This is a genomic window from Alterotamlana spongicola (genome assembly GCF_035818475.1).
Lineage (GTDB): Bacteria > Bacteroidota > Bacteroidia > Flavobacteriales > Flavobacteriaceae > Cognatitamlana.
In genome coordinates this window covers 553,948-566,743 of the sequence record NZ_JAYMGV010000001.1, presented here as the reverse complement: position 1 = coordinate 566,743, position 12,796 = coordinate 553,948, and the positions used below count along the sequence as shown (strand labels likewise).

Annotated in this window: 11 protein-coding genes; 1 reads left to right on the top strand and 10 read right to left on the bottom strand. The window is 34.8% G+C overall.

The features are described 5' to 3' along the window. Window positions 1-72: 72 nt before the first annotated feature. The 10 genes from VOI54_RS02365 to VOI54_RS02320 all read right to left on the bottom strand — a co-directional run bounded on the left by VOI54_RS02365 (window position 73) and on the right by VOI54_RS02320 (window position 10,721). Complete coding sequence (locus VOI54_RS02365; protein WP_326281126.1) at window positions 73-2,475, bottom strand: efflux RND transporter permease subunit; 2,403 nt, start codon at window positions 2,473-2,475, stop codon at window positions 73-75. Between the two features lie 241 nt (window positions 2,476-2,716). After that, entirely contained in the window at window positions 2,717-3,988 is a 1,272-nt protein-coding gene (locus VOI54_RS02360) for a DUF5686 family C-terminal domain-containing protein (protein ID WP_326281125.1), read from the bottom strand. Between the two features lie 59 nt (window positions 3,989-4,047). Beyond that, a complete protein-coding gene (frr, locus tag VOI54_RS02355; protein ID WP_326281124.1) occupies window positions 4,048-4,605 on the bottom strand; it encodes a ribosome recycling factor in 558 nt (185 codons plus the stop codon). Window positions 4,606-4,646: 41 nt separating this feature from the next. Next, on the bottom strand, window positions 4,647-5,354 hold the full coding sequence (gene pyrH / locus VOI54_RS02350; RefSeq protein WP_326281123.1) for a UMP kinase: 708 nt from the start codon (window positions 5,352-5,354) through the stop codon (window positions 4,647-4,649). 240 nt (window positions 5,355-5,594) lie between these two features. Then, window positions 5,595-6,569: a translation elongation factor Ts gene (gene tsf, locus VOI54_RS02345; protein WP_326281122.1), complete on the bottom strand. Its 975-nt coding sequence runs from the start codon at window positions 6,567-6,569 to the stop codon at window positions 5,595-5,597. 84 nt (window positions 6,570-6,653) lie between these two features. Then, window positions 6,654-7,436 carry a 30S ribosomal protein S2 gene (gene rpsB / locus VOI54_RS02340; RefSeq protein ID WP_326281121.1) on the bottom strand — a complete coding sequence of 261 codons (783 nt, stop codon included), beginning with the start codon at window positions 7,434-7,436 and terminating at the stop codon, window positions 6,654-6,656. A gap of 184 nt (window positions 7,437-7,620) precedes the next feature. After that, window positions 7,621-8,007 (bottom strand): 30S ribosomal protein S9, encoded by a 387-nt coding sequence (gene rpsI, locus VOI54_RS02335; RefSeq protein ID WP_326281120.1) that lies wholly within the window; start codon window positions 8,005-8,007, stop codon window positions 7,621-7,623. After that, the gene (rplM, locus tag VOI54_RS02330) at window positions 8,007-8,462 is read right to left on the bottom strand and encodes a 50S ribosomal protein L13 (RefSeq protein ID WP_326281119.1); all 456 of its coding nucleotides are present in this window, start codon (window positions 8,460-8,462) and stop codon (window positions 8,007-8,009) included. The genes rpsI and rplM overlap by 1 nt, the downstream gene beginning before the upstream one ends. 173 nt (window positions 8,463-8,635) lie before the next feature. Beyond that, entirely contained in the window at window positions 8,636-9,721 is a 1,086-nt protein-coding gene (locus VOI54_RS02325) for a DUF3179 domain-containing protein (protein WP_326281118.1), read from the bottom strand. 31 nt (window positions 9,722-9,752) lie between these two features. Next, complete coding sequence (locus tag VOI54_RS02320; RefSeq protein WP_326281117.1) at window positions 9,753-10,721, bottom strand: transporter family protein; 969 nt, start codon at window positions 10,719-10,721, stop codon at window positions 9,753-9,755. Between the two features lie 117 nt (window positions 10,722-10,838). Here VOI54_RS02320 and VOI54_RS02315 point away from each other — a divergent pair, with 117 nt between their 5' ends. Then, entirely contained in the window at window positions 10,839-12,788 is a 1,950-nt protein-coding gene (locus VOI54_RS02315; protein ID WP_326281116.1) for a YgiQ family radical SAM protein, read from the top strand. Window positions 12,789-12,796: the final 8 nt, after the last annotated feature.

Genomic DNA, 12,796 nt, shown 5'->3' with positions numbered 1-12,796 from the left:
ATGAAATTATAAATTCAAAAAATAATGAAAATTTTGTTTTTATTCTTATATAATGGTTTTAATCTGTAACCTTTATTGTTTTTCAGGAAAATCATTGATATCTTCTTCAGGAATAATATTTATTGAAGGCTCCCTAAGCACTTGCTTATTAGCAATATTACGTTCTAACGACAATAATAATGAAGGTAAAAGCAACAGATTTGATAACATTGCAAACAAAAGCGTCGCAGATACCAATGCTCCTAAAGCTACGGTGCCTCCAAAGCTAGAAATGGTGAATACAGAAAAGCCAAAGAAAAGGACAATAGATGTATAAAACATGCTCACACCTGTTTCACGTAAAGCGCCATAAACAGACACTTTTATTTTCCATTTATTGGCTTGTAATTCTTGCCTGTATTTTGCTAAAAAATGAATGGTGTCGTCAACTGAAATACCAAAGGCTATACTAAAAACCAATATAGTTGACGGTTTTATAGGAACACCCAAGTAGCCCATTAATCCTGCAGTAACTAATAAGGGTAAAAGGTTAGGGATAAGCGATACAATAATCATGCGCGTAGATCTAAACATATAGGCCATAAAAAGCGCAATAAGCAGTATGGCTAATGATAACGATATGGCTAAATTTTTAACTAGGTACTTGGTCCCTTTTTGAAAAACCAAAGCCTTACCGGTCATAGTCACATCATATTTTTCTTTTGGAAATACTTTATTTATTTCAGTTCGAATATTTTCTTCAATACGCTCCATTTTATCGGTTCCAATATCTTTCATAAAGGTGGTGATACGAGCATACTGACCGGTACTGTCCACAAAGTTCTTCAGTAAATCTACATTTGATGATGAATTTTTAGCATAAGACAGAATAAAACTATTTTCTTGAGAGGTTGGCAGTTGATAGTATTTTGTATTGCCGTTATAATACGCTTGCTTTGAATATTTAACCAGACTAACTACTGAAATGGGTTTGGATAACTCAGGTGTTTCTATAATTAAATCCTCAAGCTCATCCATGCGTTTGAGTGTAGAGAGCTTCATGACACCTTTTTTACGTTTTGTGTCCACCATGATTTCTAATGGCATAATACCGTTGAACTCATCTTCAAAAAATCGGATATCATTAACAAAATCAGATTCCTGGGGCATATCTTCAATTAAACTGCCTGAAATTTTTATCTGATATATCCCAATAATACTGGCCACTAATAAAATTACCGAGGTTATATAAATGGTGATGCGTCTTTGTTTTACCATACGTTCCATCCAGTCTACAAAACCACCGATCCAGCGTTTATTAAGATGTTCCAGGTGCCTGTCTTTCGGGAATGGTAAAAAGGTATAGATAATTGGTATTATAAGCAGACATAGAATAAAAATAGCGAGAATACTTAAAGACGCTACAACACCAAATTCTTTTAAAAGCTTACTTTCGGTTAAAATAAACGTAGCAAAACCTGATGCCGTGGTAACGTTGGTCATCAGCGTGGCATTGCCAACTTTAGTAATAACACGTTGTAACGATTTTACCTTGTTGCCATGCAGCTTTACTTCGTGCTGATATTTATTGATTAAAAATATACAATTAGGTATACCAATGACTATAATCAGAGGAGGTATAAGCGCCGTTAATACAGTGATTTCATAGTTTAAAAATCCAATAATACCTAGGGTCCACATAACACCTATGCATACTACAATGAGAGAAATGAAAGTAGCTCTAAAAGATCTGAAAAAGAAGAAAAATATAATTGAGGTTACTAATAGTGCAGCAACAATGAACAAACCTATTTCATCCACTATATTTTGCGAATTTAAGGTTCTGATATAGGGCATACCCGATATCCTGACATCCAGATTGTTTTGTGCTTCAAAAGATTCTATCTCGGGTACTAAAACGTCAACAACAAAGTCTTTTCTTGTAGGGGTGTTTACTATATCTTTTTTTAAATATATAGCAGTTCTGATAGTTTTGGTTTCTTTGTTGAACAAGAAGTTGTCATAAAACGGATACTTTTCAAAAAGCTCATTTTGTAATGACCCTATTTGTGCTAATGAACTGATAGAATCCTTAATAAAAGGCTCTAATTTGAATCTTTCATTTTGTGTATCCTTAATAAGTTTTTGAAGATCTTTTATAGAAACTACCGTTTCAACAGCATCATTTTTTTTAAAGTTTTCTGAGAGTTGGTTCCAGGCATTCAATTTTTCAACAGAAAAAAAGGAGCTGTCCTTAACCCCTAGTATAATTAGATTACCTTCTTCACCAAATCTTTTTAGAAAATCATTATACTTAATATTTACCTCATGCCCGTCAGGTAATAAATTAGCTTCCGTATAGGTAAATCGCATATTTTCCCATTTCTGACTGAGTAGAAAAGTTGCTATTAAAATACCTACAAGAATGATAATTTTATTGCGTAAAATTAATCTTGCGATAACGTCCCAAAAATCTTTGGTAAAAAGTTTAAGCATGCCTTAATTTAAAAGATTTGCAAAGGTAGAAAAATAGAACGTATTACGTTGTTATTATTATCTTAATAATGTGAGTTTTATTTTATTACAAAGCCAATATGATAAAATTTTAGTAAACGCTAGACTATAGAATTCATATCAAAAATGTGAATTGTAATCATCGGTTGTCTTTTGTTGTGATTTATGATTTTTTATATGATGTTGATTCCTTTTGAGGTTGTAAGGAATAATCTGAGTAAGGTTACAGTGTTATATTAAAAGTAAATTTGAATGCCACATTATCGCTAATATTGGGTAGGTGATAGGCACCATAGCGGTATGTAAAACTCAAACCAAAACCAAATAACAATTTATTGATTTCAAATCCGGATTCTGTGTAGCCTTTTCTAAGCGACCCAAAAGTTATATTTTGATGTCTTTCAGGGCTTTTCATGTCTCCAATAGCATATCTGCTTATTAATACCAGCTGAGGTTTAAACCGCTCAGAAAAATTAAACGAGGGTAGAAAATATTTATACTGAATGGTGGTAAATTTATCTGAAAAAAATTCATTGAAATACATGGTTTCAAAGCTGTTTAAACCGGCTACTGAAAAGCGTTGTAATATCTTTTCTTTGGTAATATTATTGGGGTAAGCATGGTATAAATGGGTTAAAGGGGCATTCCCACCAGCTACTCCGGAAACTAGTATAATCTCTGAAAATGTATCGTCTTGTTTTCCTATTTTATAAATGGTTCTAAAGTCAAGCTTTGAAAAGCTAAAATCACTTTTAAAAAGATTATTAAAGTTTTTTGTATACTGGATAGTAAATTTGGGATAACCCGATTTTTTCCTTTTATACCGGCCTTTTGACAATTCAAATTTACTAAATGGCTCCCATTGAAATGCAACTTTTACCATACTTAGGTTAAAAGACTTGAATTCCTTTTCATTTAATACGTAACTATAATTATAGGTAGGATCTACATTGCTAACTGCAAATTCGGTCCCTGTAAGAAGCTTTGGGCCTGCCTGATGCTCTAAACTAATGGCTTTAGTAATGTGCTTGTGAAACAGATCAATGTTTAATAAACGTGGTTCAAAAAATTGAAATACCCTGCTATCTGTTAAAAACTTTGTACTCCCGGTTTCTTGCAGGTCATCAGTATATGATAAATTTACCCAGGTATTGGTTTGTTTGGCCAGTCTAAACCCTCCTCCAAGACTGTATTTGAAACGGTGATCTCTAAACCCATAAACCACATAACTGTTTACACGATATTTTTCTGAAAATGTATTATTGGTAATACCTCCAAAACCAGTTCTAATACCCTCATACTGGTTGTATTTAATTAAATATCTTAAATCGAAATTAAAATATTTTGTTGGTAAATAGCCATTTCCTATGCTTTTTAGCAAGAGGCTTTTTCTGATGGAATCTTTCGCGGGTTCTTTGGTATGCTCAACTAAAGATTGTGATTGTACGCTTATGGTACAAAGTATAGCAAAAAGAAAAATACAACGTTTTAACATTAGCGCAATCTCAGAACAAAATAATTATAAAAAAAGCGACTAAATTGTCGCCTCTTAGATTATACGGTCATGATCTCGTTTTCTTTATTATCGAAAAGATCATCTGCCTTTTTAACGTAATTATCAGTTAATTGTTGTACGTCAATTTCAGTGTTCTTTTTTAAGTCTTCTGAGATGTCATCATTCTTTTTAATGTCATTCATGGCATCTTTTCTTGCTGTTCTAATACTAACCTTAGCGTCTTCAGCTTCAGATTTGGCCTGTTTTGCTAATTCTTTTCTGCGCTCTTCTGTTAATGGAGGAACATTGATGATAATAGTTTCTCCATTATTCATAGGGTTGAATCCAAGATTTGCATAGGCAATACCGCGTTCAATTTCCTGAAGCATACTTTTTTCCCAAGGCTGTACACTAATGGTTCTGCCATCAGGAGTATTTACATTAGCAACCTGACTTAACGGGGTTTGTGTGCCATAATAATCTACCATAACACTTCCAAGCATTGCAGGGCTTGCCTTTCCTGCCCTAATATTTAAGAACTGCTTTTCAAGGTGCTTTAAGGCATTGTCCATAGCCTCCTTTGTTGTATCTATTATAAATTGTATGTCTTCGTTCATTATTTTAATTTTTTGTGATTAAATCAAAAACTACGCCAGTATTATACATTAACTACGGTTCCTATATTTTCACCGGAAACAACTTTAAGTAAATTTCCTTTTTTGTTCATATCAAAAACAATAATAGGTAGTTTATTTTCCTGACTTAGCGTAAACGCTGTAGTATCCATAACTTTTAATCCTTTTCGCAATACATCGTCAAAGCTAATTGTGTTGAATTTAACAGCAGTTGTATCTTTTTCCGGATCTGCATTATAAATACCATCTACACGCGTCCCTTTTAATATCACATCTGCTTCTACTTCTATTGCGCGTAATACAGCCGCAGAATCTGTTGTAAAATAAGGATTTCCTGTACCACCTCCAAATATTACCACGCGGCCTTTTTCCAGATGACGCATAGCTCTTCTTCTAATAAATGGTTCTGCAACTTCGTTTATTTTAATTGCTGTCTGTAATCTGGTTGGGATACCGGCATCTTCCAAAGCGCCTTGTAACGCTAAGCCATTAATTACAGTGGCTAACATCCCCATATGGTCGCCTTGTACCCGATCCATACCTTTACTAGCCCCGGCTACGCCTCTAAAAATATTTCCACCACCAATAACAATGGCAACTTCTGTGCCTTTATCTGTTATGGTTTTTATGTCTTGGGCATATTCTGCTAATCTTTCCGGGTCTATTCCATATTGGCGTGATCCCATTAAGGCTTCACCTGAGAGTTTGAGTAGGATTCTTTTGTATTTCATTAGATAATTTCTATTTCTTTTTATGGTCTGATGTCATTTGCCAAAAAACGTTTAAGTATAAGTTATACATAGTTGTTATGGCTCATGTCATTTTAAAAATTGAAGTTTAGCAAAACTACATAAAATTTTTATTTTTTGAATTTATATGAATCTTGAATTTTCGAATAAAAAAAACCACGACTCTAATTAGAGTCGTGGTTTTGATATATTGTGTTTTCGCTAAAGCGAAATTTAGGAGTTTTAACCTACTGTAGCACGTTTGAATCCTGAGATTTCAACTTCACCATAAGAAGAAACATATGCTGCAACAGTTTTCTTTTCATCTTTGATGAATTTTTGATCTAATAAACATTGTTCCTGATCTAAAGTTGTGTTGTCAGAAATAAAACGCTCCATTTTACCAGGTAAGATTCTATCCCAGATTTTTTCCGGTTTACCTTCAGCTGCTAATTCAGCTTTTGCGTCTGCTTCAGCTTGAGCTAATACTTCAGGAGTTAATTGTGCCATAGAAATATATTGAGGTACATTTTTAAGTGTTTTTCCTAAACGACCTAATTCAATATTATCTTTTTCAATAACAGCAATTCTAGCTTCAGTTTCTGATGCCACATATGCCGAGTCAAAATCTTTATAAGATAATGTTGTAGCTCCCATTGAAGCCACTTGCATAGCAATATCTTTTACTAAAACATCTGCGTTATCAACCTTAGCAGTTAACCCTACTAATGCAGCAATTTTATTGATATGAACATAAGAACCAACATAAGCAGCCTCTAGTTTTTCAAAAGAAGTAATATCAAGCTTTTCACCAATCACTCCAGTTTGCTCAACTAATTTTTCAGCTACAGTCATTCCTCCAAAATCAGCCGCTAAAAAAGCTTCTTTTGAATTTGTGTTAAGTGCAATATCGGCTAATTGATTTGCTAAGGCTAAAAAGTTTTCGTTTTTACCAACAAAATCAGTTTCACAGCCTAATACAATTGCAACACCTTCAGTTTGGTCTGCATTGATTTTAGCAACAGCAGCACCTTCAGAAGAGTCTCTATCTGCTCTCTTTTCTGCTACTTTTTGCCCTTTTTTACGTAAAACTTCAATAGCTTTATCAAAGTTACCTTCAGCTTCAACTAAAGCTTTTTTGCAGTCCATCATACCTGCACCAGTTGCCTGTCTTAATTTATTTACTTCAGCAGCTGTTACTTTTACTGTAGTACTCATAGTATTTATAATTTAAAAAAGTCGTTCAATTTATTTCTGCAAAGAAAAGAACTAAACGACTTGTTTGTGTTGTATTAATGTTATTTATTCTTCTTCTTCAGCAACCGCTTTTTCGGCTGGAGCTGCTTTTGCTTTAGGAGCTTCTTCTTTCTCTTTAGCAGCTGCAGTAGCCTCTTTTTCAGCTTTACGCTCAGCCAGTCCTCCTGCTATTGCAGATGATACATGAGATAAAATTTTATCTATTGATTTAGAAGCGTCATCATTTGCAGGAATAACATAATCAACCTGACGTGGGTCAGAATTGGTGTCTACCATTGCAAAAATTGGAATGTTTAATTTTTGAGCTTCTTTAATCGCTATATGCTCACGTTTAATATCTACAACAAACAAAGCACCAGGTAAACGTGTCATATCGCTAATAGACCCTAAGTTTTTCTCTAACTTAGCTCTTAAACGGTCAACCTGTAAACGTTCTTTTTTAGATAATGTGTTGAATGTACCGTCTTTCTTCATTCTATCAATTGAAGCCATTTTTTTAACAGCTTTTCTGATGGTAACAAAGTTAGTTAACATACCACCCGGCCATCTTTCAGTGATGTAAGGCATGTTGATTTCACCGGCTTTTTCAGCAACAATATCTTTTGCTTGTTTTTTTGTTGCAACGAATAAAATTTTACGTCCAGATGCTGCAATTTTAGCAAGTGCAGTTCCAGCTTCGTCAATTTTAGCCGCTGTTTTATATAGATTAATAATATGGATACCGTTACGCTCCATATATACGTAAGGAGCCATATTAGGGTCCCACTTACGTGTAAGGTGTCCAAAGTGTACACCTGCTTCAAGTAATTCTTTTACTTCTACTGCCATTTTGTAATAGTTTACGTTCTGTTGAATTAGCAATGCTTAAGTGGTCATTTAAAAAATTCGCCTTAATCATTTAGATGCTAAACTAATTCCTGTCTTTTGGACTAGGACAACAATAACTGTTTTTAATTTTATTAATAGTGATGAGATGCTTCGACTGCGCTCAGCATAACATCGAAATTGGATATTAACGTTTAGAGAACTGGAATTTCTTACGCGCTTTCTTCTGACCGAATTTTTTACGCTCTACCATTCTTGGGTCTCTTGTTAATAAACCTTCTGGTTTAAGTGTTAATCTGTTTTCTGCATCAATTTCGCACATAGCACGAGAAATTGCTAAACGAACAGCCTCAGCTTGTCCAGTAATACCACCTCCATATACATTTACTGTAATATCAAAGTTGGCGTCATTGTTAGTCAAAACTAATGGTTGTTTTACTTTGTACTGTAAAGTAGCAGTAGTAAAATAATTAGCTAAGTCTTTTTTATTAATTGTAATGTTACCTTTTCCTGGGGCAACATAAGCGCGCGCAACAGCCGTTTTTCTACGGCCAATTTTGTGAATTACATCCATTATTTGAATTCGTTTAAGTTAATTGTCTTTGGTTTTTGCGCTGCATGAGCATGCTCTGAACCAACAACAACTGTTAGATTACGGAATAAATTTGCTCCTAATTTGTTTTTAGGTAACATTCCTTTAACTGATTTTTCTACTACTCTTGCAGGATCTTTTCCATACAATTCTGTAGCAGTTAAACTTCTTTGACCTCCTGGATATCCTGTGTGACGAATGTATGACTTGTCAGTCCATTTGTTACCGGATAATGTGATTTTTTCAGCATTGATAATGATTACATTATCTCCGCAATCAACATGAGGTGTGAAGTTTGGCTTGTGCTTACCTCTTAAAAGTTTTGCAACTTTAGAAGCTAAACGACCAAGCGCCTGACCTTCAGCATCAACCAAAACCCACTCTTTATTTACAGTAGCTTTGTTTGCTGAAATCGTTTTGTAGCTTAATGTGTCCACACTAATTGATTTTTAATTATTAAACATTCCTCTCTCAAAAAGAGTTTGCAAATTTACGATTATATATTTGATTACCAAATAGTGAAGAGAGATTATTTCATGCAAAATTTAACTTGCCGAACTAATGTCTAATTCGTAATTAAAATAATTGAAACCGTCCTTAGCTTTTACAGTTAAGAATAGATTTCAGGATTAGGGTAAAATACGGCAATAGCAAACCAATAACTAATAACAGACCTTGAAGGGCTAAGTGTTTCTCCAGCTCGTGGACCTTCTAGAGCTTCTCCGAAAACCGACCATTTGTTACCTTCGTTATCTTTAAAAAAGACGCCTTGAGAGCTATTAAAATCATATTCAAAATCAAGGTTTTCTTGACCCCCGGTTAATTTATAAGAGAAAATTAAATTCTCGTTACCTACTATAAGGTAATTTATACCATTAAATTCATCTTTTATAGTTTTACCTCCGGTAAAGTTTGTGAATTGAAATACTTTGGATTTATCCTTATCAATAATAGCATGAACACGTACTTTGTTTTGTAATGCATTATTTATAATAGATGGTTGAAACAGGAAATAACTATGGGCCGTTTTATAAGGCCCATATGGATATTGATCATAATTTCTGGAAAACCCCGTTTCTGTACTCAAGACTTTAGTATTTGGATACAATGTTTTCCATGTATTCCAGGTGGTTTCTATTACATGAACCAAATCTGGTGTATCACCAATTAATGAGCCGTTAACACATTCCAAACGTAATTGCGACCAATTACTATCTGTATTTCTATCATATAATATGAGATTAGCATTGTATAATAGTCCCGAAACTCCAAATGTTGATTTTCCTCCATTGGATTGACTTTTCCAACCAAAGGCGGTTCCTGTTAACGGACAATAATTTATAGTAATAGATTCTCCTTCAAATTCATCGTTTACCACTTCATGCCAATCAAGCACCACATGAGGGTAGGCTCTGGCAATACCATTTTTTTCAATACCAATAACAAGATCATTGTCATCTAAAAAAGTAACTTCATTAGGGTTAATAAATTTTGGACTGTCTATGGATGGAATACCATCTTTACCTGGGCCGCCATCTTTTACTTCAGATATGGGAATCAACCATCCAGATGTATTACCTCCGCTACCATTATTTCCTCCTGGGAGCTGCGATCCCGAATTAGTACCCTCACTACCCTCACTACTGCAAGAAGTAAATAGTAATACTAAGAATACATAAATAAAATTTGTTTTCATGAGTTTATATTTTTTGTTTTTTCAATGGCATCTATTCAATGTTTATTAAACCCGATTTTGGTTTTATTTTGAATAATAAACCCGTTGTAATTCTATATGTTGGCGTTAACTGTGTACCATCTACATTACTGTAAATAGGAAGCTCTGCATTTGTTGAAAATGAGATTGATGGCGAGATGTCTATGGAGATATTAGGAATAATAAATACCCAATTGCCTCCTGTGTTATCTAAATCAAAACCTCCAATCTTATCAAGTTGAGCGTTTCTGTATTTAAAAGAAATGCTAGGATTGGCAAGGGTTTTAAGAAATGAAAACTGATCTGTAAATGAAATGAACCCTTGAAATTCATTTCCAAATTTATATGTTGAATTCCCGAAATACGAATTATTTGTTCCAGTACTTCGGTAAATCCCTCTTGCTGATACGGTTAATGATGGTCTAAAATTTAGACTTGTGGAAAACGATGTCCAATAAATAATATCCCATGCATTACTACCAGGCTGTAAGTCGGCGTTCAATGTAATACCTTGGTCGTTGGTTTCTGTAGAAGAACCTAATGGAATTTTTGCTCCAAGTCCTATGCTCAAATCACTATTCTTAATTAATTTGGAAAAATGGTATTTTAATAAAAATACGGCATCACCCACACCAGAGGTTTGATCAAGATTTTCATTTCCAAACTGAGCAATTTTTCTGCGCTGGTTTACCCATGTAACAAGTGTTTCGGCAGACAAATTATTTGTTATGGCATAGTTGGCATTGATTAAAACGGAGTGTGTTATTCGCAATCTTGCGTTATCATCTAATTTTTTTGTGCCATTATTTAAGGTGTTCAGGTTGTTGTAGTCATAATTTAAGCCAATTTGTAACGTGCCTTTTTCTTGCTGAGGTAAGCCTAGGTTATTTGATAATGGAATACCTCCGGAACAACAGGTTTGAGCATAACTGGGTAATGTAACTAATAAAACTATTAGAATACAGGCTTCTTCAAAACTCATAGCAAATTATAAAAGATATATAGACGGTCGATTTTTGTGTACTTTCCTTACTAATTTTAACATCTAGAGCATGTTAAACTATATAGGCAGCCCATTTTTACCTATTTTTGCAACGCTATGCAGGAGTTAAAACTTTCCAGTTGGTTGCCTACCACAAACAAAGAGGTGAAAATACGCGGATGGGATGCGTTAGACGTCATCCTGTTTAGCGGTGATGCTTATGTAGACCATCCTTCGTTTGGGCCTGCTGTTATTGGGCGTATTTTAGAGAGTTATGGATTACGGGTGGCTATTGTACCTCAGCCAAATGTGAATGATAATCTTCAGGATTTTGTAAAATTGGGAGTTCCAAAATTGTTTTTTGGTGTTACTGGGGGTTGTATGGATCCTATGATTAGTAATTATAATGCGAATAAAAAACGCCGGGATAAAGATGCCTATACGCCTAATGGAGATATTGGGTTTAGACCTGATTATGCCACTACGGTATATTCTAATATTTTAAAAGAGAAGTGGCCCGATGTTCCTGTATTGATTGGAGGGATTGAAGCGTCGTTACGTCGTGTAACTCACTATGATTATTGGAGTGATAAACTCATGCCTACCATTTTGGAAAGCTCAAAAGCTGATATGTTGGTCTATGGTATGGGAGAGCAGCCTTTGCGTGAAGTAGTGCGTTTACTGCAAAAGGGGGTGCCTTTTAGTAGCATAACTACCGTGAAGCAAACCGCGGTATTATTGAATACTGATACTAAAATACCTAAAAATAGTAATTGGGAAGATGTTGAAATTGTGTCTCATGAAACTTGTTTAAGGGATAAAAAAGCTTTTGCATCCAATTTTAAGATTATTGAACAGGAGAGTAATAAGCTGGCTGCGCGAAGAATTTTTCAGGAGGTAGGAGATAAAACCTTGATGATTAATCCGCCTTATCCTACAATGACCGAAGAAGAGATTGATGCTTCTTTTGATTTGCCGTATACCAGACTGCCACATCCTAAGTATAGTAAACGGGGGCCTATTCCTGCTTTTGAAATGATAAAGTTTTCCATCAACATTCATCGCGGGTGTTTTGGAGGATGTAGTTTTTGCACCATTTCTGCGCATCAGGGAAAATTTATAGCATCCCGAAGCCAGGAGTCCGTGTTGCGTGAAGTGGATACGGTGGCTAACATGCCTGATTTTAAAGGCTATTTATCAGATATTGGAGGCCCCAGTGCTAACATGTATAAAATGAAGGGTAAGGTGCAGGAAATTTGTGATAGATGTGTTGCGCCTTCATGTATTTCGCCTGTGATTTGTAGTAACTTAGATACCTCTCATAAGCCGTTAACCCAGTTGTATCAGGCAGTTGATAGTCATCCAAAAGTAAAAAAATCGTTTATAGGCAGTGGTATAAGGCATGATATGCTGGTACCTGAATTTAATAAGAATGCTGACCCCAAAGAGCTGGATGATTATACTGAAGAGGTTATGACCAAACACGTATCGGGCAGGCTTAAAGTAGCACCCGAACATACCAGCGATCCTGTACTAAAATTGATGCGTAAACCCTCGTTTACCTACTTCCATAAGTTTAAGGAGCGTTTTGATAAGATTAATATAAAACACAAACTGAAGTTACAGCTGATTCCATATTTTATTTCAAATCATCCGGCTTGTGAAGCTGAAGACATGGCTAACCTTGCTGCCGAAACTAAAGATATGGGGTTTCAGTTAGAGCAAGTACAAGGGTTTACTCCAACACCTATGACTGTGGCTACAGTAATTTATTATAGCGGTTACCACCCTTATACACTAAAAAAGTTTAAGACGCCTAAAACACGTAAAGAGAAAGATGAGCAGCACCGTTTTTTCTTTTGGTATAAAGATGAAAACAAGGCATGGATAAAAAACACGTTGAATAAACTGGGGCGTCAGGATTTACTAAAGGTATTATTGCCTGAAAAAAATGAGAAATGGCGTAAAAATAAACCAGGTAAGCCAAAGCATACTTTTGATGATGCGATTCCTTTTAACAGGCGAAAGAATAAGGCTAAGTTTAGAGGTAAGAAGAAACGAAGGTAATGTGTTTA